25 protein-coding genes are annotated in these 24,631 nt (G+C 64.1%); 18 read left to right on the top strand and 7 right to left on the bottom strand.

Features of this window, described 5'->3' with window-relative positions:
• Positions 1-191 precede the first annotated feature (191 nt).
• Positions 192-1,490, top strand: a complete 1,299-nt coding sequence (locus AC1VON_RS02500; RefSeq protein WP_483120304.1) for an MFS transporter — start codon at positions 192-194, stop codon at positions 1,488-1,490.
• A 57-nt stretch (positions 1,491-1,547) separates the two neighbouring features.
• Here AC1VON_RS02500 and AC1VON_RS02495 read toward each other — a convergent pair whose 3' ends face one another.
• Complete coding sequence (locus AC1VON_RS02495; protein WP_172348069.1) at positions 1,548-2,399, bottom strand: mechanosensitive ion channel family protein; 852 nt, start codon at positions 2,397-2,399, stop codon at positions 1,548-1,550.
• Between the two features lie 243 nt (positions 2,400-2,642).
• On the opposite strand from AC1VON_RS02495, the gene rsfS reads away from it, so the two are divergent.
• From rsfS to AC1VON_RS02445, 10 genes are all read left to right on the top strand, one after another.
• Positions 2,643-3,020: a ribosome silencing factor gene (gene rsfS / locus AC1VON_RS02490; protein ID WP_023766075.1), complete on the top strand. Its 378-nt coding sequence runs from the start codon at positions 2,643-2,645 to the stop codon at positions 3,018-3,020.
• Between the two features lie 73 nt (positions 3,021-3,093).
• The gene (rlmH, locus tag AC1VON_RS02485) at positions 3,094-3,576 is read left to right on the top strand and encodes a 23S rRNA (pseudouridine(1915)-N(3))-methyltransferase RlmH (RefSeq protein WP_483120303.1); all 483 of its coding nucleotides are present in this window, start codon (positions 3,094-3,096) and stop codon (positions 3,574-3,576) included.
• A gap of 168 nt (positions 3,577-3,744) precedes the next feature.
• Positions 3,745-5,115: a murein hydrolase activator EnvC family protein gene (locus AC1VON_RS02480; RefSeq protein WP_483120302.1), complete on the top strand. Its 1,371-nt coding sequence runs from the start codon at positions 3,745-3,747 to the stop codon at positions 5,113-5,115.
• A gap of 1 nt (position 5,116) precedes the next feature.
• Positions 5,117-6,448: a S41 family peptidase gene (locus AC1VON_RS02475; protein WP_172348072.1), complete on the top strand. Its 1,332-nt coding sequence runs from the start codon at positions 5,117-5,119 to the stop codon at positions 6,446-6,448.
• 195 nt (positions 6,449-6,643) lie between these two features.
• Positions 6,644-7,822, top strand: coding sequence for a divergent polysaccharide deacetylase family protein (locus AC1VON_RS02470; protein WP_172348073.1), 1,179 nt, complete (start codon positions 6,644-6,646; stop codon positions 7,820-7,822).
• Between the two features lie 35 nt (positions 7,823-7,857).
• On the top strand, positions 7,858-8,379 hold the full coding sequence (locus AC1VON_RS02465) for an RNA pyrophosphohydrolase (RefSeq protein ID WP_172348074.1): 522 nt from the start codon (positions 7,858-7,860) through the stop codon (positions 8,377-8,379).
• Positions 8,380-8,471: 92 nt separating this feature from the next.
• Positions 8,472-9,611 carry an alanine racemase gene (alr, locus tag AC1VON_RS02460; protein WP_483120301.1) on the top strand — a complete coding sequence of 380 codons (1,140 nt, stop codon included), beginning with the start codon at positions 8,472-8,474 and terminating at the stop codon, positions 9,609-9,611.
• A gap of 272 nt (positions 9,612-9,883) precedes the next feature.
• A complete protein-coding gene (rnk, locus tag AC1VON_RS02455) occupies positions 9,884-10,306 on the top strand; it encodes a nucleoside diphosphate kinase regulator (RefSeq protein ID WP_483120300.1) in 423 nt (140 codons plus the stop codon).
• A gap of 14 nt (positions 10,307-10,320) precedes the next feature.
• The gene (locus AC1VON_RS02450; protein ID WP_172348077.1) at positions 10,321-10,851 is read left to right on the top strand and encodes a GreA/GreB family elongation factor; all 531 of its coding nucleotides are present in this window, start codon (positions 10,321-10,323) and stop codon (positions 10,849-10,851) included.
• A gap of 124 nt (positions 10,852-10,975) precedes the next feature.
• On the top strand, positions 10,976-12,232 hold the full coding sequence (locus AC1VON_RS02445; RefSeq protein WP_483120299.1) for a D-amino acid dehydrogenase: 1,257 nt from the start codon (positions 10,976-10,978) through the stop codon (positions 12,230-12,232).
• A gap of 70 nt (positions 12,233-12,302) precedes the next feature.
• On the opposite strand, the gene AC1VON_RS02440 is transcribed toward AC1VON_RS02445, so the two are convergent.
• Positions 12,303-14,462 (bottom strand): phospholipase D-like domain-containing protein, encoded by a 2,160-nt coding sequence (locus AC1VON_RS02440; RefSeq protein ID WP_483120298.1) that lies wholly within the window; start codon positions 14,460-14,462, stop codon positions 12,303-12,305.
• Positions 14,459-14,902 carry a phospholipase A2 family protein gene (locus AC1VON_RS02435; RefSeq protein WP_172348080.1) on the bottom strand — a complete coding sequence of 148 codons (444 nt, stop codon included), beginning with the start codon at positions 14,900-14,902 and terminating at the stop codon, positions 14,459-14,461. The genes AC1VON_RS02440 and AC1VON_RS02435 overlap by 4 nt, the downstream gene beginning before the upstream one ends.
• 202 nt (positions 14,903-15,104) lie before the next feature.
• Here AC1VON_RS02435 and AC1VON_RS02430 point away from each other — a divergent pair, with 202 nt between their 5' ends.
• Positions 15,105-15,671, top strand: coding sequence for a hypothetical protein (locus AC1VON_RS02430; RefSeq protein WP_172348081.1), 567 nt, complete (start codon positions 15,105-15,107; stop codon positions 15,669-15,671).
• Between the two features lie 31 nt (positions 15,672-15,702).
• On the opposite strand, the gene AC1VON_RS02425 is transcribed toward AC1VON_RS02430, so the two are convergent.
• Positions 15,703-16,581 carry a LysR family transcriptional regulator gene (locus tag AC1VON_RS02425; RefSeq protein ID WP_172348082.1) on the bottom strand — a complete coding sequence of 293 codons (879 nt, stop codon included), beginning with the start codon at positions 16,579-16,581 and terminating at the stop codon, positions 15,703-15,705.
• Between the two features lie 160 nt (positions 16,582-16,741).
• Between AC1VON_RS02425 and AC1VON_RS02420 the strand changes: the two genes are divergently transcribed.
• The gene (locus AC1VON_RS02420; protein ID WP_483120297.1) at positions 16,742-18,238 is read left to right on the top strand and encodes a CoA-acylating methylmalonate-semialdehyde dehydrogenase; all 1,497 of its coding nucleotides are present in this window, start codon (positions 16,742-16,744) and stop codon (positions 18,236-18,238) included.
• Positions 18,239-18,310: 72 nt separating this feature from the next.
• Here AC1VON_RS02420 and AC1VON_RS02415 read toward each other — a convergent pair whose 3' ends face one another.
• Positions 18,311-19,111, bottom strand: a complete 801-nt coding sequence (locus AC1VON_RS02415; RefSeq protein ID WP_483120296.1) for an SDR family oxidoreductase — start codon at positions 19,109-19,111, stop codon at positions 18,311-18,313.
• Positions 19,108-19,437, bottom strand: a complete 330-nt coding sequence (locus AC1VON_RS02410) for a nuclear transport factor 2 family protein (RefSeq protein ID WP_483120295.1) — start codon at positions 19,435-19,437, stop codon at positions 19,108-19,110. Before AC1VON_RS02410 ends, AC1VON_RS02415 begins: the two co-directional genes overlap by 4 nt.
• A 197-nt stretch (positions 19,438-19,634) precedes the next feature.
• On the opposite strand from AC1VON_RS02410, the gene AC1VON_RS02405 reads away from it, so the two are divergent.
• Both AC1VON_RS02405 and AC1VON_RS02400 read left to right on the top strand, forming a co-directional pair.
• Positions 19,635-19,958 carry a winged helix-turn-helix transcriptional regulator gene (locus tag AC1VON_RS02405; RefSeq protein WP_172352827.1) on the top strand — a complete coding sequence of 108 codons (324 nt, stop codon included), beginning with the start codon at positions 19,635-19,637 and terminating at the stop codon, positions 19,956-19,958.
• Between the two features lie 265 nt (positions 19,959-20,223).
• The gene (locus AC1VON_RS02400; RefSeq protein WP_483120294.1) at positions 20,224-20,496 is read left to right on the top strand and encodes a hypothetical protein; all 273 of its coding nucleotides are present in this window, start codon (positions 20,224-20,226) and stop codon (positions 20,494-20,496) included.
• A gap of 8 nt (positions 20,497-20,504) precedes the next feature.
• Here the strand turns inward: AC1VON_RS02400 and AC1VON_RS02395 are convergent, their stop codons facing one another.
• On the bottom strand, positions 20,505-21,197 hold the full coding sequence (locus AC1VON_RS02395) for a GntR family transcriptional regulator (RefSeq protein ID WP_483120293.1): 693 nt from the start codon (positions 21,195-21,197) through the stop codon (positions 20,505-20,507).
• Between the two features lie 69 nt (positions 21,198-21,266).
• Here AC1VON_RS02395 and AC1VON_RS02390 point away from each other — a divergent pair, with 69 nt between their 5' ends.
• The 3 genes from AC1VON_RS02390 (at position 21,267) to AC1VON_RS02380 (ending at position 24,559) form a co-directional block, all read left to right on the top strand.
• Complete coding sequence (locus AC1VON_RS02390; protein ID WP_140776560.1) at positions 21,267-22,160, top strand: dihydrodipicolinate synthase family protein; 894 nt, start codon at positions 21,267-21,269, stop codon at positions 22,158-22,160.
• Positions 22,161-22,315: 155 nt separating this feature from the next.
• The gene (locus AC1VON_RS02385; RefSeq protein ID WP_483126257.1) at positions 22,316-23,542 is read left to right on the top strand and encodes an NAD(P)/FAD-dependent oxidoreductase; all 1,227 of its coding nucleotides are present in this window, start codon (positions 22,316-22,318) and stop codon (positions 23,540-23,542) included.
• A gap of 15 nt (positions 23,543-23,557) precedes the next feature.
• Positions 23,558-24,559, top strand: coding sequence for a 4-hydroxyproline epimerase (locus AC1VON_RS02380; RefSeq protein WP_483120292.1), 1,002 nt, complete (start codon positions 23,558-23,560; stop codon positions 24,557-24,559).
• Positions 24,560-24,631: the final 72 nt, after the last annotated feature.

Here is a 24,631-nt window from a genome sequence, read left to right as displayed (position 1 = left end):
TCCACCTTGGAGTATTCGTCATGTTCCTTTTGATTGCAGCCGTGCCGTAAAGACCTAGATATCCAATTGACGTACTGCACAGGAGTTTGGCCGGCAAAGCGTCGTTTCGAGCACCGTGAATCGGCTGCCGCCGCTGCCATGTCGCTTTTATTGCTCCCTTGGCAGGGTTTCCCAGGCAATCCTGAGCAGACATGCCGATTCTCGATGGAAACCGCACCGAAACCGACCGCGGGCATGGCAGTGCGCCCACGCCGCTGATCGCGATTGCCAGCGTCATCGTGTCGATGGCGCTGATCGCCATCGGCAACGGGCTGATGTTCGCCTACATCCCGGTTCGGCTCGGCGTCGAGGGTTTCGACCCGACCTGGGCCGGGCTGATCATAACCGGCCTGTCGGCCGGCGGCCTCGCCGGCTGCATCCTCACCGGACCACTGGTGCGCAGAGTCGGCCATGCCCGCGCCTTCATGGTGCTGTCGGCGCTGATCGCGCTGGCCAATGCCGCCGTCGGCGCCGGGCCGTATCCGGTTTTGTGGATCGCCGCCCGTGCCCTTTACGGCTTTGCCATATGCGGCCTGTTCATCGTCGCGCAGAGCTGGCTGAACGATGCGGTCGCCAATGCCATACGTGGCAGGGTGATGGCCTTTTTCTACGTCGCCTACGTCGCCGGGCTGGGTGTCGGCTATGCGACGCTGGCGCTGGTCGATATCAAAACGGCGGACGCGCCGCTGATCGGCATCGTCTTCACCGCTCTGTCGATCCTGCCCGTCGGCATGACGCGGCTGGCGCAGCCACCCGCTCCGCAGGCGGCCTCGGTGGCGCTGCGCCGCGCCTGGCGGATCTCGCCGGTCGGTGTTGCCGGCATGCTGGCGGTCGGCGGGCTGTCCATGTCGATTGCGGGTTTCGCGCCGATCCATGCGACGGCCAAGGGTTACAGCCAGGCCGATGTGGCGCTGCTGCTTTCGGTGATGCCGCTCGGCACGCTGATCCTGCAGCTTCCCTTCGGCTGGATTTCCGACCGCACCGACCGCCGTTACGTGCTGATCGGAGCGTCCGCGCTAGCTGCGGCGGCCGGCATGTTCGCGCTCGGTTTCGACGGCGGCGCGCTGCCGGCGCTGCTGGTGATCTATATCTTGTGGGACGGCGCCTCGGAATCGATCTATTCGCTGTCCAGCGCGCATGCCGCCGATCGTGCCGGCAAGGACGACATGGTGACGCTGTCCAGCTCGCTCTTGTTTGCCTGGTCGCTGGCCGGTTTTGTGGTGCCGGGCATCGTGACGGCGCTGTCGGCCGTCTTCGGCACGCAAGCCTTCATCTATGTGGCAATCGTCATTGCCTGTGCTTTCTGCCTTTTCGTGCTGTTGCGTGTGTTCACCACACAGGCCGTGCCTGCCACTGAGACCGGCAGCTTCGCACCGATGACGGCGCAGGCGCCGCTGCCGGTCGAACTCGCCTATGCGCCGGACGAGCCCGCAGGCCGGGCCAAGGACTGAAGGCTGTTTGTCTCGCCGCAACGCCGGGCGGAAACCGCTCCGGATTGCCGCGATTGCTTACTGCTTGCGAGCTTCGGGCGCCGGCGCTTCCGGTGGCGGCAGCGGAATGGAAATACCCTCGCTGTCGAAAGCCTGCTTGGCGCGTTTCGTCATGTCGATATTCGTGGAGAAGTAGTCGGCCGCCGAGGTCCAGTAGCGCAAGGTAAGCGAAACGGTCGTGTCGCCGAGGCTTGCCACGAAGGCGATCGGCGCCGGTTCGCGACGGATGCGTTTCTCGGCGCCGGCAATGGCAAGCAATGTCTTCTGGGCGCCGTCGATGTCGTTCCACGAGCCGATACTCAGGCTGATATCGGCGCGGCGCACGCCATTGCGCGAGAAATTGCGCACCGGCTGGTTCCACAGCGTCGAATTGGGCGCCAGTATGTAGAGGCCGTCGGCGGTCCTGAGCTTGGTGGCGAACAGGCCGATTTCCTCGACCGAACCGGCAATGGAACCGACCTCGACGGATTCGCCGATGCGGAACGGCCGCAGCGCCAGGAGCATGATGCCGGCGGCGATGTTCTGCAGCGTACCTTGCAGCGCCAGCCCGATGGCGAGGCCGATGGCGCCGATGGCGGCGATGATCGAGGCGGTCTGCACGCCGAACTGGCCGAGCACCATGATGACGACGAGTATCAGGATGGCGTAGCGAACGATCTTGGAAAAGAAATGCCGCAACGTCGCATCGAAACCGTGGATATGACCCAGGCCGGCAAAGATCGAACGCTCGGCGAGGCCTGCGACGATGTAGCCGACCACCAGGAGGATGACGGCGCCGATGGCGGAGAAGGAATAGGAGACGATCAGCGTGCTGAGCTGCGCGAGGCCGGCCTGAACGGTGAGAAGGGTGTCTTGCGGGTCGATCGGCATGGCGTGATTCCGGTTGGTCGGTCAGCCGATAACCGCCGCGCGACGCCTGGGTTCCGATCTTTTTTGCGTGCCGCATGGAACAAGCGGGCAATCGGCGAGTTCGCGTGAGTCGGGACTGCGTCTTGAAACTGCAACGGAACTCTGCCTATCTAAGTGGTGTCACCTGCTTTTGGGGGTGATTTGGTTGTTCTTGCTGCGAAAGGAAATACACTGAGAACAGCACTGCGGAAGAAGGCCGATATCATGCCTTCGCCGGCCGGGATCAGCGTAGACGACGCCGTGTCCCGCGCCATCAAGACAGTCCTTGCCAGTCTGGAAGACTCCAAGGCCGAAAATATTGTCTCAATCGACATTCAGGGGAAATCGAGCCTCGGCGACTATATGGTTGTCGCGTCGGGCCGATCGCACCGTCATGTCTCGGCTGTCGCCGACCATCTCCTCAAGGCGCTCAAGGATGCCGGCCTCGGCACGGCGCGCGTCGAGGGGCTCTCCGGTGCCGACTGGGTCCTGATCGATTCGGGCGATATCATCGTCCACGTCTTCCGCCCCGAAGTCCGCGAATTCTACAATCTCGAAAAGATGTGGCAGGCGCCGGATCTCGAGGAAGAGACCCTTCACTAAGCTGCTTCGTGTCGTTGCCCGGAAGTCGGATTTCGCCTTTGGGTGACGTGCATTAACGGCTTATAGAGGCGGGATGAAGATTTCAGTTCATGCCGTGGGCCGAATGAAAGCCGGCCCCGAGAGGGAATTGGCCGACCGCTATTTCGAGCGCTTCGCCAAGAGCGGACCCGCGATCGGGCTTGAATTCGCCGGGATTACCGAGATCGCCGAGGGTCGGTCGCAGAGCGCTGCCGAACGCCAGCGCGACGAAGGCTCCAGGTTGCAGGCGCAGCTGCAGCCGGGCACGGCGCTGATCCTACTCGATGAGCGCGGCAAGAGCCTTTCCTCGCAGGATTTCGCCAATCGCATCGGACAGTTGCGCGATGGCGGGCGCAAGGCGCTTGTGCTCGCCATAGGTGGCGCCGATGGTCACGAATCGTCGCTGCGCGGCCAAGCCGATCTGGTGCTGTCGTTCGGTGCGCTGACCTGGCCGCATCAGCTGGTTCGGGTGATGGTGGGGGAGCAGCTCTACAGGGTGGCGACGATCCTTTCCGGGCACCCCTATCACAGATCCTGAAAGCTCCCGGATCGCACCGAATTCCGCCCCAATGCCGCGCGAGATCGGGCTGGGAGACTATTTTTCCATGTGCATGCCGCTATCCCAGTACAACCGCGCGGTTTTGGGCGACAGGCGTTAACATGGTTGATGGTTCGTTAACGAAGCCGCGGATAGAGTCGACCGGGAATGTCTGAAGGCTGGAAATCGACACCGGGCTCAACAAGGGGCTCATCAACCGGGCGCTTCGGGCGCGCGCGTTGCGGCATCGCGGCGGCGGCGATCCTTTTGTCGCTCCACGCGGCGCGGGCCGAGAACACGCTCGACATGGCGCCTGATCCGGACCAGAGCCGCGCCGAGTACGAGCAGGTTTCCAAGGAAATAACGCTGTCGTCGGAACGGCTGGCCAAGCTCGCCGCCGATATCGCCGCGGTCAAGAAGGAACATGCCTCGATCACCGCCGCGCTGATCCAGTCGGCGATGACCGAGCAGAAGCTTGGCCAAGACATCGAGGATATCGGCGCCAAGCTGGAGGGGTTGAAGGGCCAGCAACAGAAGATCCGCGCGTCGCTTGTGGCGCGGCGTGACGTGCTGGCCGAAGTGCTGGGCGCGTTGCAGCGCATGGGACTCAACCCGCCGCCGGCGATTCTGGTCAAGCCGGAGGACGCGCTGTCGTCGGTGCGCAGCGCCATCCTGCTCGGCGCCGTGGTGCCGGAATTGCGCCAGCAGACCGACCGCCTGCTGGCCGACCTCAAGGAGCAGACCCGGGTGACGGCTTCGATCGAGGCCGAGCGGGCGCGGCTGACGGAAGCGGTCGGCGAGCAGGTGGCGGAAAAGAAGCGGCTCGGCATGCTGCTCGAAGCCAAGCAGAAGCTCGAGGCCGATACGCAGGCGCAAATGGCGGCCGAACAACAGCGTTCAGAGCAACTGGCGGCCAAGGCCTCCAGCCTGAAGGACCTGATCGCCTCGCTCGAAGCGCAGGCCGACAAGACCCGCAAGGCCGCTGATGCCGCCAAGGTGGCCGCCGCGGGCCAAGCGGGTGACGATAAGACGGGCGGCGACACAACGGCATCGCTGGCGGCAATCCCTGTCCCCGAAGGCAACCGGCTCACCGCGACGGCCCCGTTCTCGGCGCTGCAGGGGCAGATCGCGCTGCCGGTCACCGGCCGCATCAAACGCCGGTTCGGCGCCGATGACGGTAACGGCGCGGTGATGCTTGGAGACATGCTTGCGACACAATCGGGAGCCATCGTCACCGCTCCGGCGGATGGGAATGTGCTTTATGCGGGGCCGTTTCGCTCCTATGGTCAACTCTTGATCCTGAATGCCGGGGACGGCTATCATGTCGTTCTGGCGGGGATGAGCAGAATCAGCGTCGTGACTGGCCAGTCGGTGCTCGCAGGAGAGCCGGTCGGCGCGATGGGAGAGGCCCGGGTGGCAAGCACCTCGGTTTCGAAGAATGGAAATGCCACGCCGGAACTTTATGTCGAGTTCCGCAAGGATGGAAAACCCGTCGATCCGGCCCCATGGTGGGCGGACCGTTTTTCTGGAAGGACGTGAAATGATGCGGAAACTGTCGCTTCTGTTTGCCGGTGCGCTGATGGGCGCATCCGCCATGAGCCTTGTCTATGGGGCTCCTGGCTCTTCGGCGAACGCTGCGGGATCGGAGACCTACAAGCAGCTGGCGATCTTCGGCGACATCTTCGAGCGGGTGCGGGCACAGTATGTCACGCCGCCCGACGACAAGTCGCTGGTCGAGAACGCCATCAACGGCATGCTTTCGTCGCTCGACCCGCACTCCTCCTACATGAACGCCGAACAGGCGCAGGACATGCGCGTGCAGACCAAGGGCGAGTTCGGTGGCCTCGGCATCGAGGTCACCATGGAGAACGACCTGGTCAAGGTGATCACGCCGATCGACGATACGCCGGCCGCCAAGGCTGGTGTGCTGGCCGGTGACTACATCGCCAAGATCGACGGCGAAGAGGTTCGCGGCCTGACGCTCAACGACGCGGTCGACAAGATGCGCGGCCTGGTCAACACGCCGATCAAGCTCACCATCCTGCGCCAGGGCGCCGACAAGCCGATCGAGCTCACGGTGGTGCGCGACATCATCAAGGTCAAGGCGGTCAAGTTCCGGGTCGAGAACGACATCGGCTACATGAAGATCACCTCCTTCACCGAAAAGACCTATGACGACCTCGAGAACGCCATCGACACGATCAAGAAGCAGGTGCCGGACGACAAGCTGAAGGGCTATGTACTCGACCTGCGCCTCAATCCGGGTGGTCTGCTCGACCAGGCGGTGAGCGTGTCCGACGCCTTCCTGAAGCGCGGCGAGATCGTCTCGACGCGTGGTCGCGATCCCAAGGACGTCACCCGTTTCGACGCCAAGCCGAAGCAGACCGACGACATCAACGGCAAGCCGATGATCGTGCTCGTCAATGGCGGCTCGGCCAGCGCTTCCGAAATCGTTGCCGGCGCGCTGCAGGATCTGCGCCGCGTCACCGTGGTCGGCACGCAGTCCTTCGGCAAGGGGTCGGTGCAGACCATCATTCCGCTCGGCGAGAATGGCGCGCTCCGGCTCACGACGGCGCTCTATTACACGCCGTCGGGCAAGTCGATCCAGGGCAAGGGCATCACGCCCGACATCAAGGTCGACCAGCCTCTGCCGCCGGAACTGCAGGGCAGGGACCTGACGCGCGGCGAATCCGACCTCAAAGGCCATATCAAGGGCGCCGATGAGAGCTCGACGGGCTCGGGCTCGGCAGCCTATGTGCCGCCGGATCCGAAGGACGATCTGCAACTGATCTTCGCCGAGCAGTTGCTGCGCGGCGAGAAGACCGATCCGGCCTTCCCGCCCAATCCGGAAAAGGCCGTGCTCAACCAGTAAAATTCACGGCCAGCAACAGTCTGGCCGCCTGAACGAAGCAATGCGATGCTGCCGGGGCCGAAAGGTTCCGGCAGTTTGATTCGGGGGCAAGGCGAGGCCCCCAGATATGGCGCCAGGGGTGCGCCGGGGTTGATGAATTTGCGCATGTCTTGCCGAAGGGGTCGCTTTCGGAACCATGCGCTCCGGGGACAGGGCTTGGCTGATATCGGCAAGGACATTGAACGCCCGCTTGGACAGACCGTCCGGACGCCGCGCGCCGCCGGCAAGGTCAGCGTGGGCATTGTCGCGGCGAGCATTGTCGTGCTGGCGGTGGTCGGCGTTTCGGCCGCGATCGCGCTCCGGGACAAGCCGTTTCGCAAGCCGCAAGAGGTCGCCATTTCGACGCCGAAAGTGACGGCGGCCGAGCCCGCCGCCGCGCCATCCGCCCTGGCCCCCGTCGCGTCGTCAAAGGTTGAAACGCCAGCCAAGACCGGTGGTCCCCAGATCATCCATGTGCAGAAGGAGGAGGGCGATGGTCCGCCGCAGGCAGCCATCGTCATTCGCGACCCTTCGAGCATCGGGCAGAACCTGAAGATCGCCCATCTTCCCGACAGGGCGCTGATCGAAGCCAGCGATACCGGACCCTTGCCGATACGCTCCGCCGACGGAAGGCGGCCGTTCGATGTCTATGCGCGGCCATGGTCCGGCGCGCGCGGGGCGCGCGTGGCGATCGTCATTGGCGGGCTTGCCGTCTCCCAGACCGGCACCCAGGCGGCGATCGCCAAGCTGCCGCCGGAAGTGACGCTGGCCTTCGCGCCGCAAGGCAACAGCATCGGCCGCTGGATGCAGGCCGCCCGACAGAGCGGCCATGAGATCGTCATGCAGGTGCCGCTCGAACCGTTCGACTATCCCAACGTCAATCCCGGCCGCAACACGCTGATGGTGGCGGCGAGCGCCGAAGAGAACCTGAAGAACCTGCACTGGGCGCTGTCGCGAACGACGAACTATACCGGTGTCATGAACTATATGGGCGCGCGTTTCTCCGCCGATACGGCGGCGATGGAGCCTTTCATGGCCGAACTCGGCAAACGCGGGCTTGCCTATATCGACGATGGCTCGTCGGCGCGCAGCCTGGCGCCCGACCTGGCGCTGAAGGACGGCGTGCCCTTCGTCGCCGGCGACACCGCGATCGACGCGGTGCAGGATCGGGGCTCCATCCTGAAGAAGCTGGACAGTCTCGAAGCCACCGCGCGGGCCAAGGGAACCGCCGTCGGCATTGGCTCGGCCTTCGACCTGACCGTCGACACCGTCTCGTCCTGGATTGCCGAGGCCAAAAAGCGCGGCATCGAGATCGTGCCGATTTCAGCGGTGGCGATAGACCCGCAAAAAGGCTAGCCACGCCTGGCCGCGAACCTCTCGGAGCACAGATAATGGCGAAGACGAAAAAGGTCGACCGCGAAACGCTACCCTACCGTCCCTGTGTCGGACTGATGATCCTCAATGGCGAGGGCCTGGTCTGGGTCGGGCATCGTATTGTCGAACCCGACAGCGAATTCGCAGGCGCGACGCGGCTCTGGCAGATGCCGCAAGGCGGCATCGACAAGGGCGAGGAGCCGCTGCAGGCCGCGGAGCGGGAGCTCTATGAGGAAACCGGCATGCGCGGCGTCTCGCTGCTCGCCGAGGCACCGGGGTGGATAAACTACGATCTGCCGGACCATCTGGTCGGTATCGCCTTCAAAGGGCGCTATCGCGGCCAGACTCAGAAATGGTTCGCCTTCCGCTTCCATGGCGATGTCAGCGAGATCCAGATCAATCCGCCGCCGGGCGGCCACACCGCCGAATTCGACAAATGGTCGTGGCGGCCGATGCGAGACCTGCCCGACCTGATCGTGCCGTTCAAGCGCAAGGTCTATGAAGACGTGGTGGCGGCGTTCCGGCACCTCGTGCCGTAGCTGGACGGATGGCTGCCATGGTTCGAAGGGCCGCAGTTGCCGCGCCGGCCCAGCGGTCCTATTGATGCTTATCCGCCACAAGGAGGGTCGCCATGAACGACGCCCCCATAAAATTGCCGCCCGAGGACGTTGTTGCCATAAGCGAAGCGGCGGCCGGAGCAATCCTGACCATTGATCTCGATGCGATCCGCGAAAACTACCAGCGTCTGAAGACAAGGCTGGGCGGCGTGCGCTGCGCCGGCGTGGCCAAGGCCGATGCCTATGGTCTCGGTGCCGCGCAGGTGGCACTGGCCTTGATGAAAGAAGGCTGCGACATCTTCTTCGTCGCGCTGCTGGCCGAAGGCATCGCGCTGCGCGAGGTGGTTGGGAGCGAACCGGAAATCTACGTGCTGAATGGACTGCCGCCGGGTTCCGAGCCGGAAGCGGTGGCGGCCGGCCTGTGCGCGGTGATCAACAGCGGTGTGCAGTTGAAAGCCTGGAGCGCGGCCGCGAGCGACGCCAGGCGCCGGCTTCCGGCCGCCATCCAGGTCGACAGCGGCATGTCGCGGCTTGGCATGGCGCCAGCCGAGGTCGAGGCGGTGGCCAAGGATACCAGCGCGCTCGATGGAATCGACGTCAGATATGTGATGAGCCATCTGGCTTGCGCCGACGAGCCGCGCCATCCGGCCAACGAAGAACAGCGGCTGGCTTTCGAGCGGCTGCGCGCCATGCTGCCCGAGGTGCCTGCTTCGCTCGCCAACTCCTCCGGCATCTTTCTTGGTCAGCGCTATCACTATGATCTCGCCCGGCCGGGGGCGGCGCTCTACGGCATCAATCCGAGGCCAGGCGGGCCCAATCCAATGCTGCCCGTGGTGCGGCTGCAGGCCAAGGTGGCGCAGACGCGCCGGGTCGAAAAAGGCACCGGTATCGGCTACGGTCACACCTACTACGCGGACGGTCCGTTGAGCCTGGCGACGATTTCGTTCGGCTATGCGGATGGCTGGCTGCGACGTTCCGCTTCGGCAGCCTGGTTCGAAGGGATACGCTTGCCTTTCCTTGGGCGCGTGTCGATGGATTCGATCATTCTCGACATTTCCGCCCTGCCGCCCGGCAGATTGCGCGAGGGTGATCTCGTCGAGCTGCTGGGTCCTTCGCAGAGCGTCGACGATGCCGCCGGCCATGCCGGCACCATCGGCTATGAAATCCTGGCCAGTCTTGGTCCCCGCTTTCACCGGCACTATGTCGGCGGTTGAGCGGTTTGGCCACGCTTGACAAGCGGGCGCCTGTCGGCAAGGTTCGGGGCATGAGCAACCTCGCTTACATCAGAACCTTGTTCAGGGTCTGCCCGATCGCGGGATCGTAGCCCCGGCGCGGCCGCCTTTTGGCGTCCGTCCGTACCGGGGCATCCATACATCCAAAATCGCCATCAAGCCGTCCAGCCTTTTGCCGCTGGCGGCTTTTCGCAGCGCCGCCAGTGCGGCGGCAAGCGCGCATTCGTTCGACGCGCCGATCCATGAGGTTTGCCATGCAACATGCTACGGGACTGCGTCCAAGCAGCCAGATACTGATCAGCGACACCGACCATGACAGGTTGACCGGCCTGGCGAGAGCCTTGCTCGACCGTGCCCCCGAGACGGCCGAGGAACTGCTTTCGGAGATGGACCGGGCCGTCATCACGGACGCGGCGGCGATGCCGGCCGGCGTGGTGCGCATGGGTTCAATCGTGACGGTCCGCGCCGAGGGCGGCGATACCCAGCGCATCATGCTGGTCTATCCCGGCGAAGCCGACATTGCCGAAAACAGGATTTCGGTGCTGACGCCGATGGGAACGGCGCTCATCGGAGCGGCGATCGGGCAGGCGGTGTGCTGGAGCAGTCGGGGCGGCCGGGAACTGTCGGTGACCATCGAAGCCGTCGACTCGCCGGCCTCCGGCCAGCAGCGGCGCTGATCGTGGAGGCGGTGATGACGAGCACGAATTGCTGCCTGACGACGAAGGACTTCGCCGTCCTCGAAGTCATGCTGGAGCGCCGGCGGGCATTCGCGGATCCGATCGTGCACATGCTTGAACACAAGCTTTCAAGCGCCGATGTCGTCCCGATCGATTCGGTCGGCCCTGATATCGTTACGCTGAACAGCAGGGTGGTGTTCAGCGTCGATGCCGGTCACACCGAGACGCGCACCCTGGTGCAGAACGAGGTGCGCGGACCGGTCGGCTCGAGCCTGTCGGTGGCAACCAGGCGCGGGCTCTGCATGCTTGGCATGGCGCAAGGCCAAACGGCTTCGATCGAGCACGCCGATGGCCGGCGGGAGTCGATCCTGATCAAGGCCGTGCTTTACCAACCGGAGGCTGCCCGGCGCGCGGTCAGGCAGAAAGACCGGCGACCGCACGGGCTCACTCTCGTCTATAGCGCCGCAGCCGATTGGCGGCCTCTTGGCGAGACGGCCGGAATGCGGCAGACAGAAGACGACGACCCCGGTCCCTCGGCGGCGTGAATGGGCCACAGCGCAGGGTTCTCGAAAATCGGCATCGATTTTCATCTGGGATCATGCGCAAATCGAGAAATGCGGTCGCGGCCAATGGCGTCCTGGGGACGCGCGGCGCGGCAAGGAGTGAACGATGAAGATCATGGTACTGGGCAGTGGCGTCATCGGGGTGACCACGGCCTACTATCTCGCCGAGGCCGGCCATGAGGTGACGGTGGTCGACCGCCAGAAAGGCCCGGCACTGGAAACCAGCTTTGCCAATGCCGGCGAGATTTCGCCCGGCTATGCCTCGCCCTGGGCCGGGCCCGGCATTCCGCTCAAGGCGATCAAATGGCTGTTGATGAAGCATGGTCCGCTGGTGGTGCGGCCGGCTTTCGATCCGCATATGTGGACCTGGCTGGTCAAGATGCTGCGCAACTGCACGGCCGAGCGCTATGCGGTCAACAAATCGCGCATGGTGCCGCTGGCCGAATACAGCCGCGACACGCTGAAGGCGTTGCGCGAGGCGACCGGCATCACTTACGACGAGCGGACCCAGGGCACGCTGCAGTTGTTCCGCACGCAAAAGCAGCTTGACGGCACCGCGGGCGATGTCGATGTGCTGAAGAAATATGGCGTGCCCTACGAGATCCTCGACCCGGACGGCTGCATCGCGGCGGAACCGGCGCTGGCCGGCGTGCGCGAGAAATTCGTCGGAGGGCTGCGGCTGCCGCATGACGAGACCGGCGACTGCAAGATGTTCACCGACAAATTGACGGAACTCTGCGTGGCGCGCGGCGTGAAGTTCGAGTACGACACGACGATATACCGCGTCATCCGCAGCCGCAACCGCATCGCCAACCTCAGCACCAGCAAGGGTTTCAAGGCCTCCGACGCCTATGTGATGGCGCTGGGCAGCTATTCGGCGGGCTTCATGCGCCGGATGAAGCGGTCGATCCCGGTCTATCCGGTGAAGGGCTATTCGATCACCGTGCCGATCAAGGATGCCGACTTGGCGCCTGTGTCGACCGTGATGGACGAAACCTACAAGGTGGCGATCACCCGGCTGGGCGACCGCATCCGCGTCGGCGGCACGGCCGAGATCTCCGGCTTCGACCTCAGGCTGCATGAATCGCGGCGCCGCACGCTCGAACATTCGGTCGGCGATCTCTTTCCAGGCGCCGGCGCCATGCGCGAGGCGACCTTCTGGTGCGGGCTGCGGCCGATGACGCCGGATGGCCCGCCGCTGATCGGCCGCACCGAGCTTTCCAATCTCTATCTCAACACCGGCCATGGCACGCTCGGCTGGACCATGGCCTGCGGCTCGGCCAAGGTGCTTGCCGACATCATGTCGAACCGGGTGCCCGACATCGACGCCCGTGCCCTGGCGCAGGAACGCTACCTGAAATAGGAGCGGCGCGTCCTCTTGGGTGGATGCAATTCCGTACGGAAAACCGCTTTACACTTTTCCTGGAATTGCATCAGAACGCCTGCCTGACCCAGGCCTCGTCGAACAGCAGCCGGTAGGCCCAGGGGATCGTCACCTCGGTGGAAACCGGGTTCGAGTGGGCGAGATAGTCGTCGTAGATCGGCTTCATCCTGACGTAGAAGGCGGGATCGAGCACCATCATGCCGTTCTCCGAATCGTGGAAGAAGCTGCGGTTGTTGAGGTTGACCGAGGAGATGGCGACCAGCCTTTCGTCGATCATCATGATCTTGGAATGCAGCACCACGTCGGGCGCCTTGAATTCGCGGATATTGATGCGGTCGCCATATTTCTCGACGAACAGCTTGTTGAGCGCGGTGAGGAACTTGCCGCCAATATCGCCCTTGAGATCGATGCGGCCGACAATGTCGATCTTGACGCCGCGGGCGAGTGCCCGGTCAAAGGCGTGGGCGAGGCTCGGCGTCAGGTTGAGATAGGGGTTGACGATCTGGATATGGTGCTGGGCGGCATCGACCAGCTCGACGAAATAGTCCTCCAGAGCATGGTCGTCCTCGTAGGGCACGGAAATGAAATGCCGGGCGTTGCCCAGGGGGCGGCCATCGGCGCGAACCGGGATGGAGAAGGGGCGCGCCAGATTGGTGTCGGCGTCGCGCTGCCACACGGTCGACAGGTGCGCGGCAAGCGTCTCGACCGTCGGCCTGTCGGCGAACTCGATGTCGAAGTCGCTCCAGTTCGAATAGTAGTTCAGCGAAAAGCCGTCGGTCTTGCCGTATTGCTCAAGGTTCGGATAGCGCGACAGGTCGATCGGCTGGTGGAACAGGAAGCCGTCATGGATGTTGCGGCCGCCGATGATGACGCGCGAGCGCGCGGGGTCCTGCGCCAGCGTCGCCAACATCTTGATGTGAAGGACCTTGTGCAGTTGTGAAATCTGCTCGTCGATCGGCGCGCCATGATCGGCGCGCCAGCGGTATTCCTGCAACTGGACGTTAGGGAACTCGGCCGCCAGGCGGTGCAGCATGGCATCGTCCTTGTCGCGTTCCAGCACATCGGTGACCATGATGCGCACCTTGGTGCCAAGGGCCGCATGATGGCGAATCAGCCGTTCGATGATGCGGCCGGAAAAGTCCGCCTTGAATTCCAGCGAGGACAGATAGATCAGCTTCAGCCTTGGCGCCCTGGAGAAATCGAGCGGCAGTTCCGGGTCGCCCTTGTCTATTGCCGCATCGGACAGCGGCGCGCCCATCAGCGCCTCGACCTTGGCGTTGAAGCCCTCGCGCGACTTGCGCAGCAGCTTGGGTGCGCCGATCGGCATGGCGCAGGTCTGCGACAGCCAGCGGCTGGCATAGAAGGCGCGCTCAAGCGCGTCGAGGCCGGCGCTGTCGGGAACCGGGCAACGCTGGTAGCGGCTGTCGAAGCTGGCGAGCGCCGGATCGGCGGTCTCTTCGCGCCGGATGGTGAGCGGTGCGCCTGCCGGGTCAAGGCTGGAACGGATCCTCGCCGTGCAGCGGCTCAGGCTGTCGCCGGGAAACAGGCTGACCGCATCGTCCTCGCCCGACAGGCGAAAGCGGAATTCCGCGCCGGCGGCGATGGTGCGGGAGGCTCCGGCGGTCCGGATCGCCAATGCGCCGTCGCAGGTGCCCTCGATGTCGGCAGGCTGCTTGCCGGCCTGGCGTACGACGATTTCGGTGCTGCGTGCCTGCAGGCCGGAGAAATCGAAAGTCTTGGGTGCCGAGGCGCGCGCAGCCGCATCGATGTAGAGCGTCTGCCGCGAGACCCGCCAGCGTCCGGCGAAATGGCCTTCGCCGCTGCCGCCGCCGGCTGGCCGCAGATGCGCCTTGGCGACTGGTCCGGCGAGTTGCTGCAGCGTCGAATAGGTCGCCTGGAAGTCGCGATTTTGGACATCGCGGCGGTTGCGCCCGAAAGGGCCGGTGCCGTTGGCGCGATCCATGGCGCCAAGCTGGTTGTGGGCGAGCAGTGCCAGGAACCGTCTTTCATAGTCGTTGGTGCCGGCATCGCCGAAAAACCGCGACGCTGCCACCTGCGGCCCGGGCGTGCTGGCCGACAGCGAGGGCCGTGTGCAGGCCTCCTGGCCAGGCAGGAGGTCGCAGGCATCGCGGCTTGCGCCGGCGCAGCCGGCAAGGGCGATGAGCACCAGTCCGAACACGGCAGGGAGGGCGGATGCGCGGCGGTTCACCCGGCGGCTCCGGCCTTCATGGCGCTCAACTGCGCCGGGTCGCGCGGCGGCATGAAGCCTTGCGGAAAAACCTTGCAGGCCGGGATGGCGAAAGTGGCGATCAGCAGTTCCGCCTCGCCGCGCATTTTTCGCGGCGCCGTCTTGTCGTCGCGGATTGCCCTGGCCGAGGCGACAAGCGCGCCGTCGCAGTCGCAATGATTGTGGCGGGCGATATAGCAGGCGTCATGGGTCTGGCATACCGCATCGAGGCGGTCGACCGGCCGGGCCGACAGATCGCCGGTGCGGGTGCCGGGGCCGCAGTAATTGCCGATGACGAAGGGCGAGGGGCGGGCCATGACGTAGCGGATCGGTTTGGGCAATTCGGCTTCCGGCACCTTCGTCCATGGATTGGCGCATGCGGAAACCAAAAGCAGCGGCAGGATGGCAAGAACGGCTCGCATTTTTATCCGCGCCAGCTTTCTGAACGATTTTCCCCACCCGGTGGCCCTGCCTAGTGGCCGACGACCGCATGCCTGATGCCACACTGGTCGGTTTTATGGCAAGGAAAAGGCGGCGTGTGTTGGCGGGCAGTGATATTGTCGCTGCGATACAATCTTCCTGAAGGGCGCACAAACCCGACAGGCATTTGGGGGACAAACAACGATGCGGATCTACCCTCTCGTTACGATGGTAGGACTTCTTTGCTGCGTTGCAGGAGCCAATGCTGCCGACAAGACCGTTCATGACCGAAACAACGGGGTTTCGCTGACCTTTCCCGAGGAGTGGATCAATGAGCCGCTTTCCGACGAGGGGATTTTGATGAGTGTAAAATCCAGCGATCAGGGGCTTACCTGTATGGTCTCCGGCTCTCTCTACAGCCCATCGGGTTCGCCGCCCGATCCGCGCAAGTTCATCGAGGATTGGTCGATGGATACGTGGAAGTGGATGATAGGTAGATCATACAGCACAGCCAATTTCAGCAATGACAAGCTTGCAAAGTTTCCGGACGGCTACCCCGTGCGGCTTGCCGATCTGGACTTTACGGTTATCGACAAGGATAGGACCCTGTATGGCCATTCCAGGTTTGCGTTTTCGGTGCGAGGAGTGCGCTACGGCTATGTCAACTGCGCGGTGATGAGCCAGAGCGCCGAGCAGGTGAAGCAGATGTGGGCGCCAATGGCGGACAAGGCTGAGCGTGTGGTGAATTCTTTCGTTCTCGACCCGACTTAACAGCGCACTGCGATTGCCGGTTTGCCGAAAATTAGCTGAACAAGCCCCGTTCCCGCTCAACCGCCTTGGTGATGAAGCTGGCGACAATCTGGATGCGACGCAGCGGCCTGACCGATTCGTGATAGACCAGCCAGTAGGCGCGGCGGATGGGCGCCACCACATCGACGGCCACCAGTTCCGGCATCGAACGCGCGACGAAGGTGTGCAGGATGCCGATGCCTGCGCCCGAGCGCACCGCTTCGGCCTGGCCGAGCGCGGACGAAATGGCGAAGCTGGTGCGCCAGTCCGCGCTGAACTCGGCCGCGTAGTCGAGCGATGGGCTGACGATGAGATCCGGAACATAACCGATGAGCGTGTGCTGGCCGAGTTCGGCGGCGGTCCTGGGCAAACCATTGGCGTCGGCATAGGCCCGCGAAGCAAACAGGCCGAGCGAGTAGTCGACCAGCTTTCCGGCCACCAGCCGGCCCTCCGTCGGCCGCTCGACGGTGATGGCGATGTCGGCCTCGCGCCGGGACAGGGAGAAGGAGCGCGGCACCGGCACGAGCTGGATCGTCAGCTCGCGATGCAGTGCGGTCAGTTCGCCGAGACGCCTGGCCAGGAAGGCGACGCCGAAGCCGTCGGGTGCTCCGATGCGCACCGTGCCCGAAACGTCGTCCTCGCCGGCAATGGTCGAGCGCGCGGCGATCATGTCGCCCTCCATGCGCTCGGCAATATCGAGGAAGCGCTCGCCGGCGGGCGTCAGTTCGCTGCCGGTGGTCAGGCGGCGAAAGAGTTTTGTACGCAGCGCGTCTTCGAGCGCGGCGATGCGGCGCGACACGGTGGCGTGGTTGAGCTCCAGCCGTCTGGCGGCGCCAAGGATCTGGCCGGCGCGGGCGACGGCGAGGAAGATGCGGACGTCATCCCAGTTCATGGGAATCCTTCAGGAGATATGTTGTGACCACCATTTGCGAGAATTGATGCGCGCTCGTCAATCGATATCTAATTTTCGCACAACGGTTGCGTTCTCCCTCGCGTTGCCTTCGACCCCGCAAAGGCGGACAATACAGCATCACAAACCAGGGAGAGAAATCATGATCGAATACGGTCATTTCATCGGCGGCAAGCGTGTCGCCGGCACCAGCGGCCGCAAGCAAGATGTCATGCAGCCCATGGACGGCTCCGTGCGCGGCACGGTGGCGCTGGCCTCGCAGGCGGAACTGCGCGCGGCGGTCGAGGATGCCAAGGCGGCGCAGCCGAAATGGGCCGCCACCAACCCGCAGCGCCGCGTGCGCGTGCTGATGAAATTCCTCGAACTGGTCGCCCGCGACTATGACGAACTGGCCGACATACTGGCGCGCGAGCACGGCAAGACGATCGCCGACGCCAAGGGTGACATCCAGCGCGGCCTCGAAGTGGTGGAAGTCTGCATCGGCGCGCCGCATATGATGAAGGGCGAGTTCACCGATGGCGCCGGCCCCGGCATCGATGTCTACTCGATGCGCCAGCCGCTCGGCGTCGTCGCCGGCATCACGCCGTTCAACTTCCCGGCGATGATCCCGCTGTGGAAGATCGCGCCTGCGATTGCATGCGGCAATGCCTTCATCCTGAAGCCGTCCGAGCGTGACCCGGGCGTGCCGATCCGCATCGCCGAATTGTTCCTCGAGGCTGGCCTGCCGGCAGGCATCCTCAACGTCGTCAACGGCGACAAGGAAGTCGTCGACGCCATCCTCGACGATCCCGACATCAAGGCCGTCGGCTTCGTCGGCTCGACGCCGATCGCCCACTACATCTATTCGCGCGGCACGGCGGCCGGCAAGCGCGTGCAGTGCTTCGGCGGCGCCAAGAACCACATGATCATCATGCCCGACGCCGATATGGACCAGACCGTCGACGCGCTGATCGGCGCCGGCTACGGCTCCGCCGGCGAACGCTGCATGGCGATCTCGGTGGCGGTTCCGGTCGGCAACGACACCGCCAACCGGCTAATGGAGAAGCTGGTTCCGCGTGTCGAGAGCCTGAAGGTCGGCCCATCGACGGATTCGGCCGCCGATTTCGGCCCGCTGGTGACGGCGCAGGCGCTGGAGCGCGTGAAGGGTTACGTCGACACCGGCGTCAAGGAAGGCGCCAAGCTGGTCGTCGACGGCCGAGGCTTCAAGATGCAGGGCTACGAGAACGGCTACTATATGGGCGGCTGCCTGTTCGACAACGTCACCGCAGACATGCGCATCTACAAGGAAGAGATCTTCGGGCCGGTGCTCTCGGTGGTGCGCGCCCCGACCTATGAGAGCGCGATCAAGCTCGCCAATGACCACGAAATGGGCAATGGCGTCGCCATCTTCACCCGCGACGGCGACGCCGCGCGTGACTTTGCCTCGCGCGTCCAGGTCGGCATGGTCGGCGTCAACGTGCCGATCCCGGTGCCGATCGCCTATTACACGTTCGGCGGGTGGAAGGCGTCGTCCTTCGGCGACCTGAACCAGCATGGCCCGGACGCCTTCCGTTTCTACACCAAGACCAAGACGGTGACCTCGCGCTGGCCGTCCGGCATCAAGGACGGTGCGGAATTCGTCATCCCGACGATGAACTGATCGGGAAACGTTCCAAATGAAAAGAGGCGGCTCATCCCGCCTCTTTTTGTTTTTGTCGTTCGCTTGCCTCCTTCAGACCGTCGGTATGGTGCCGCCGTCGATGACGTATTCGGCGCCGTGGATTGCCGAAGCGCGGTCCGAAACAAGGAATGCCACAAGTTCCGCAACCTCCTGCGGCCATGCCGGCCGGCCGATCGGGATGCCGCCCAGCGCATCCATGATGCCCTGGCGGGCGGTTGCCTCATCCGAGCCCGAGTGGGATGCCAGCCGCTTCACCATGGCTTCCGATGCGCTGGTGTGGATCCAGCCCGGGGCCACGCTGTTGACCCGGATGCCTTTCGGACCGAGTTCCTTGGATAGCGCCTTGCTGTAGGTTGAAAGGGCTGCCTTGGCCGCCGCATAGGCGATGGTGGATTCGTGCAGCGGCAGGCGGCGCTGGATCGACGATATGTGGATGATCACGCCTGCGCCTTGCTCGATCATGCCGGGAATCAGCAAGCGATCGAGCCGCACCGCCGCCAGCAGATTGAGGCTGAGCTCGTCCTGCCAGAGCTGATCGGTCAGTCCGGCAAATCCGCCGCCGGGGCTTTTCGAACCGCCGACGCTGTGCACGATGATGTCGATGCCGCCAAGCTGCTTCATTATGGCCGCGGCCACTGTCTCGGTGCCCGCCAAAGTACTCACATCGGCCTGCACGAACAGCTCTTGCGATGATGCTTCGGTCGCTGAGCGGGCAGTGGTAATAACGATCGCGCCTGCCGCCGAAAGCCTGCGCACGATGGCTTCGCCGGCGCCCTTGGTGCCGCCGGTGACCAGAACGCGCTTGCCGGCAAATTCCCGGTCGTCGAACGCAAATTTCTGAACGATGGTCATGCGCCGATCTCCAGTCGCATGATCCGGTCGCCGGCCAGCGTGAAGACGTAGTGGAGCGTCGCTGGGCTGCCCGGGAAATTGCCTGAGACGATGCCGGCGATCCACCATGCATCGCCATGGACCGTCGCGTCGGCGACCTCGACGGTCACCCGGTATTTGCGTGTCGTCTCCTCCATCCAGCCGCGGATGGCGGCCGGACCCCGATGGGTTTTGCCTTCGTCCTTGACCGTGGCGTCCGACGCGAAGGGCGCCAGCATGGCGTCGATGTCATGCCTGTTCTTGGCGGCGAAATAGTTGGCCAGCGGCTGCGGAAGGTTTGCGGTCATGGTGTCGTCTCCGGTGCGGGTTGCCGCCGCCGGGGGAGGCCGGCGGCGCTTGTGCGGCCTCTAAAATGAGATATGCTGGTGAAATGACAAGAACCGACGAAAAAGTAAGGTACTTACCTGAAAGTAAGGCTGGGCCTGAAAGTAAGGCTGGGCCTGAAAGTAAGGCTGGGCCTGAAAGTAAGGTTGAGCCCGAGACACTGACGCCGTTGTCGGCGGCCAGCGGCGTCGAGAATGTGCTGCGTATCCTAGAGGGCCGCTGGAAGCTGGTGATCCTGTTTCATCTGTTCGGCGGCAAGGTGCTGCGCTTTTCCGACCTCGAACGGGCGATCCCGACAATCTCGCAGAAAATGCTGATCCAGCAGTTGCGGCAGATGGAGAGCGACGGCATCGTGCGCCGTATTGTGCACCACCAGGTGCCGCCCAAGGTCGAGTACTGCCTGACCGATTGGGGTCAGGCCCTGTGCCCGGCCCTCGACGCCTTGTTGAAATGGGCGGCACTCCGCGACCCGGCGGAAGCTTGACGGGGTCGTCGTCTGCATCGCGCCGCGAGCTCCGGAATGACGCTTGTTTTCGGATCGGGACCTCACCATATCGATTCCAGGGAATGGTAAAGTTCCCAGACGACAGACCGGAAACCAGAAGGAGTGACGTGATGAAGACGTCGAACCCGGCCTGGAGCGTTCCGGTGCATTGAGGCTGCCCCATGTGCCTCCCTTTGCCGGAACGCCAAGGCGAAGGAGGTGCCAAATGGCACACAAATTTTCGTTTCGATGGATCAGGATAGCCGTGATCGGCGCCGCGCTCGCGCTGTCGGCGCTATCGGCGCAGGCGCAGTTTATCTGCGGCGGCCACAGCGACATCGTCGCGGGACTGGCGCAGGCCTTTCAACAAAAGCAGATCGGCTACGGTGTTGTCGGCCAAGCCGCCATTGTCGAGGTCTATGTTTCGGCGAGTGGGACCTGGTCCATGCTGGTGACCGATGTGAACGGCCGAAGCTGCATCTTCGCGACCGGCGATGGATGGGAGAATACCGCCATCAACGCCGCGCAAGGGATCTGATCGCCCGTTCAGCGCGTCGCCGCCGTCTCGGCATGGCCACGCAGGAGCGCCATCAGCCGCTTGGCATCCTTGGCCGCGGCCTCCTCATCGCCGTCGAGGATCGAGCGGATCAGCGCGACGTGATGCTCGGCTGACTCGGCCAGGCCCGTATCCGCCTTGTAGCGGAACCAGAAGCGGCGGCTGTGGGTCTGCAGGGGCGCGGCCAGACGGGCGGCGAACGGATTGTCGGCGGCCAGCGCCAGCGCTTCGTCGAGCGCCTTGTCGGCCTGGATGAAGGCAAGCACATTGCCTGATATGACCGCCTTCTGCATGGCCAGCGCCGCCTCGTGAAACAGATCGGCGGCCTCGCGGGTGACGAAGCGGGCGGCCGAGCGGGCAAGCACCACCTCGACGCCGCGCCGGGCATCGAGAACGCGCAACCAGTCGCCGGGATGCAGCGGCGCGATCGCGATGCCGGCGCGGGGCCTGACGTCGAGCAGCCCTTCCCAGGCCAGTCGCTGGATCGCCTCGCGCACGGGCGTGCGGCCGAGCGCCAGCCTTTCGATGAGCGCGCCCTCGGTGACAAAGCTCGCCGGCGCCAGCTCCAGCGTGACGATCATATGCTCGAGCACACGGTAGGCCTTGGTCGCGGCCGGCTCGGATGCCGATCCTGGTTCGATGGATATCAAAGGTGGTCTCCTGATATATCTAGAATATATCATAACAGATTCCGCATTGACAGCGGCTTTCTTAATAGATATACGACTGATATATCAGATGGAGAGATAGCTATGTGGACCGGAGTTTTCCCCGCAGTCACGACCAAATTCACCGCCGACGATCGGCTCGACCACGCCGAGATGGAGCGCTGCTTCAACCTGCAGATGGAGGCCGGCTGCGACGGCATCATCGTCTGCGGCTCGCTCGGCGAAGGGCCGATGCTGTCGCATGACGAGAAGATCGAGGTGCTGAAGACCGCGCAGAAAGTCGCCGGCAAGAAGCCCGTGCTGCTGACGGTCAACGAGGCGGGTACCCGCGAGGCGGCCAGCATCGCCAAGCGCGCCGCCAAGGAAGGCGCCAACGGCCTGATGGTGGTGCCGAGCCCGATCTACCACACCAACGCGGAAGAGACTGTCGCGGCGCTGCGCGCCGTCGCCGAAGCCGGCGACCTGCCGGTCATGATCTATTCCAACCGGCTTGCCTACCGTGTCGACGTCACCGTCGATCAGATGGAGGAGCTGGCATCGGACAAACGTTTTGTCGCCATCAAGGAATCCTCGGACGACATTCGCCGCTCGACAGAGATCATCAACCGCCTGGGCAGCCGCTACGACCTGTTCACCGGCGTCGACAATCTGGCCTTCGAGGCGCTGTCGGTCGGCGCCATTGGCTGGGTGGCCGGCCTGGTCACCGCCTTCCCGCGCGAGACCGTCGCCATCTATCAGCTGATGAAGCAGGGCCGCCGCGAGGAGGCACTCGCCATCTACCGCTGGTTCCGGCCGCTGCTCGACCTCGACGTCTCGACCTATCTGGTGCAGAACATCAAGCTCGCGGAAGTCTTCGCCATCAACACCAATGACCGTGTGCGCATGCCGCGCCAGCCCTTGTCGGGCGAGCGCCGCAAGGCGGTCGAGAAGATCGTCAAGGACGCTCTGGCGGTTCGTCCGAAGCTGCCGCAGTTCTGAGGGCTTTCTTCTCCCCGTTCACCGGGAGAAGATGGTCGCGGTCAGGGGAGAGGCAGCATAGACGTGCAGGGAAATTCCAAATCTCCAGACGAGAGGCGCCGTCCCTCATCGGCCCTTCGGGCGCCTTCTCCCCGTGAACGGGGGAAGGGGAAGACATCGCCATCATCGGCGGCGGTATCATCGGCATTTGCGCGGCGGCCTTCCTTGCCGAGGCCGGGCGAAACGTAACGGTCTTCGACCGCACCGGCATCTGCGAGGAAACGAGTTCCGGCAATGCCGCCGCCCTTGCCTTCTCCGACGTGCTGCCGATGGCGCACAAGGGCATGATCAAGAATCTGCCGAAATGGCTGGCCGATCCGCTCGGCCCACTCAGCATTCCACCGGCCTACCTGCCGAAGCTGCTGCCCTGGCTGATCCGCTTCTGGCGCGCCGGCGCACCGGCGAAATACGAGGCCAGCCTCGCCGCCCAGGCCGGCCTGATGAAGCTCGCCGAAGCGGAATGGATGGGCTTGCTCGATCGTTCCGGTACAAGGCGCATGCTGCGCGAGGATGGCTCGCTCGAATTCTATGAAAGCGAAGCCGAGTTCCGCGCCTCGCTGCCGGGCTGGGCGGCGCGCGAACGTTTCGGCATCGGCTTCCGCCATGTCGAGGGCGAAAGTCTGGCGGATCTGCAGCCGGGCCTTTCACCGCGCTTCATCAAGGGCACCTTCGTACCGGGCTGGAAGACGGTCGCCGATCCAAAGCTGCTCGGCAAGGCGATTTGGGCTTACGCCGAGGCCAAGGGTGCCCGCTTTGAAATGGCGCGCATCGACCGGATAGCGACGGACCAGAATGGCGCGACACTGACACTGGCCGACGGCACCAGTCGGCAAGCCAGGCAGCTCGTCGTCGCCGCCGGCGCCTGGTCGCACCTTTTGGCGCGACAGCTCGGCGACCGCATCCCGCTGGAGACCGAGCGCGGCTACAATACGACCTTGCCGCGGAACGCCTTCGATGTGAGGCGGCAACTGATCTTCTCAGGCCATGGCTTCGTCATCACGCCGCTCGAAACGGGCCTGCGCGTTGGCGGGGCGGTCGAACTCGGCGGTATCGAGCGGCCGCCCAATTTCAACCGGTCGAAAGCGCTGTTGCGGAAGGCGCAGCAATTCCTGCCGGGGCTCAACCCGTCCGGCGGCCGCGAATGGATGGGGTTCCGGCCCTCACTGCCGGATTCCGTGCCTGTCATCGGCAAGGCGCCGGGAAGCCGGTCGGTTGTCTATGCCTTCGGCCATGGCCATCTCGGCCTGACGCAGGCGGCGGCGACCGGGCGGTTGATCCGGGAACTCGTCCTGGGGCAGACTCCGCAGGTTGATCTGGCCCCTTTCAGCCCACAACGGTTTTGATTTTCGAGGAGCGACATGGCCAAGAAATCCTTCTTCTGCATCGACGGCCACACTTGCGGCAATCCGGTGCGGCTGGTCGCCGGCGGCGGCCCGCTGCTTGCGGGCTCGACCATGATGGAAAGGCGCGCGCACTTCCTCGCCGAATATGACTGGATCCGCACCGGCCTGATGTTCGAGCCGCGCGGCCACGACGTGATGTCGGGTTCGATCCTCTATCCGCCGACGCGCGAGGATTGCGACATCGCGATCCTGTTCATCGAAACCTCCGGCTGCCTGCCGATGTGCGGCCACGGCACCATAGGCACGGTGACGATGGCGATCGAACACGGGCTGATCAAGCCGAAGACGCCAGGTGTGCTGAGGCTCGACACGCCGGCCGGCCTGGTCATCGCCGAGTACAAACAGGTCGGCGAGTATGTCGAAGAGGTGCGCATCACCAACGTACCGTCGTTCCTCTATGCCGAAGGCCTGACGGTCGAATGTCCCGGGCTCGGCGAGATCACCGTCGATGTCGCCTATGGCGGCAATTTCTACGCCATCGTGGAGCCGCAGAAGAACTTTCGCGACATGGCGGATTATTCGGCCGGCGATCTTATCGCCTGGAGCCCGGTGGTGCGGCAGCGGCTCAACGAGAAATACACCTTCGTGCATCCGGAAAACCCCGGCATCAACCGGCTCTCGCACATGCTGTGGACGGGCGAGCCGACGGTGGAAGGGGCCGATGCCCGCAATGCCGTCTTCTACGGCGACAAGGCGATAGACCGCTCACCGTGCGGCACAGGCACCTCGGCGCGCATGGCGCAGCTTCATGCCAAGGGCAATCTGAAGGCCGGCGACGCCTTCGTGCATGAATCGATCATCGGTTCGCTGTTCAAGGGCAAGGTCGAAAAAGAGGTCACCGTGGCTGGCAAGCCGGCGATCATTCCCTCGATCGGCGGCTGGGCACGGATGACCGGACTGAACACGATCTTCATCGACGACCGGGATCCGTTCGCGCATGGTTTTGTTGTCAAGTAGGAGGAATCCTGCCCTTGCGGAAAGGTATGTGGCAAAAGAACGAACCATGTCAGGAACGCAACAATTCGTCCT

It is taken from the genome of Mesorhizobium sp. HAY1-8B, from assembly GCF_056868045.1.
This window is presented reverse-complemented; position numbering and strand designations above follow the sequence as displayed.

Excerpts from the sequence above, each read along its gene's own strand:
- AC1VON_RS02500 (WP_483120304.1), top strand. The coding sequence starts at position 192 with ATGCCGATTCTCGATGGAAACCGCACCGAAACCGACCGCGGGCATGGC.
- AC1VON_RS02495 (WP_172348069.1), bottom strand. The coding sequence starts at position 2,399 with ATGCCGATCGACCCGCAAGACACCCTTCTCACCGTTCAGGCCGGCCTC.
- rsfS (WP_023766075.1), top strand. The coding sequence starts at position 2,643 with ATGCCTTCGCCGGCCGGGATCAGCGTAGACGACGCCGTGTCCCGCGCC.
- rlmH (WP_483120303.1), top strand. The coding sequence starts at position 3,094 with ATGAAGATTTCAGTTCATGCCGTGGGCCGAATGAAAGCCGGCCCCGAG.
- AC1VON_RS02480 (WP_483120302.1), top strand. The coding sequence starts at position 3,745 with ATGTCTGAAGGCTGGAAATCGACACCGGGCTCAACAAGGGGCTCATCA.
- AC1VON_RS02475 (WP_172348072.1), top strand. The coding sequence starts at position 5,117 with ATGATGCGGAAACTGTCGCTTCTGTTTGCCGGTGCGCTGATGGGCGCA.
- AC1VON_RS02465 (WP_172348074.1), top strand. The coding sequence starts at position 7,858 with ATGGCGAAGACGAAAAAGGTCGACCGCGAAACGCTACCCTACCGTCCC.
- alr (WP_483120301.1), top strand. The coding sequence starts at position 8,472 with ATGAACGACGCCCCCATAAAATTGCCGCCCGAGGACGTTGTTGCCATA.
- rnk (WP_483120300.1), top strand. The coding sequence starts at position 9,884 with ATGCAACATGCTACGGGACTGCGTCCAAGCAGCCAGATACTGATCAGC.
- AC1VON_RS02450 (WP_172348077.1), top strand. The coding sequence starts at position 10,321 with ATGACGAGCACGAATTGCTGCCTGACGACGAAGGACTTCGCCGTCCTC.
- AC1VON_RS02445 (WP_483120299.1), top strand. The coding sequence starts at position 10,976 with ATGAAGATCATGGTACTGGGCAGTGGCGTCATCGGGGTGACCACGGCC.
- AC1VON_RS02435 (WP_172348080.1), bottom strand. The coding sequence starts at position 14,902 with ATGCGAGCCGTTCTTGCCATCCTGCCGCTGCTTTTGGTTTCCGCATGC.
- AC1VON_RS02430 (WP_172348081.1), top strand. The coding sequence starts at position 15,105 with ATGCGGATCTACCCTCTCGTTACGATGGTAGGACTTCTTTGCTGCGTT.
- AC1VON_RS02425 (WP_172348082.1), bottom strand. The coding sequence starts at position 16,581 with ATGAACTGGGATGACGTCCGCATCTTCCTCGCCGTCGCCCGCGCCGGC.
- AC1VON_RS02420 (WP_483120297.1), top strand. The coding sequence starts at position 16,742 with ATGATCGAATACGGTCATTTCATCGGCGGCAAGCGTGTCGCCGGCACC.
- AC1VON_RS02415 (WP_483120296.1), bottom strand. The coding sequence starts at position 19,111 with ATGACCATCGTTCAGAAATTTGCGTTCGACGACCGGGAATTTGCCGGC.
- AC1VON_RS02410 (WP_483120295.1), bottom strand. The coding sequence starts at position 19,437 with ATGACCGCAAACCTTCCGCAGCCGCTGGCCAACTATTTCGCCGCCAAG.
- AC1VON_RS02395 (WP_483120293.1), bottom strand. The coding sequence starts at position 21,197 with ATGATATATTCTAGATATATCAGGAGACCACCTTTGATATCCATCGAA.
- AC1VON_RS02390 (WP_140776560.1), top strand. The coding sequence starts at position 21,267 with ATGTGGACCGGAGTTTTCCCCGCAGTCACGACCAAATTCACCGCCGAC.
- AC1VON_RS02380 (WP_483120292.1), top strand. The coding sequence starts at position 23,558 with ATGGCCAAGAAATCCTTCTTCTGCATCGACGGCCACACTTGCGGCAAT.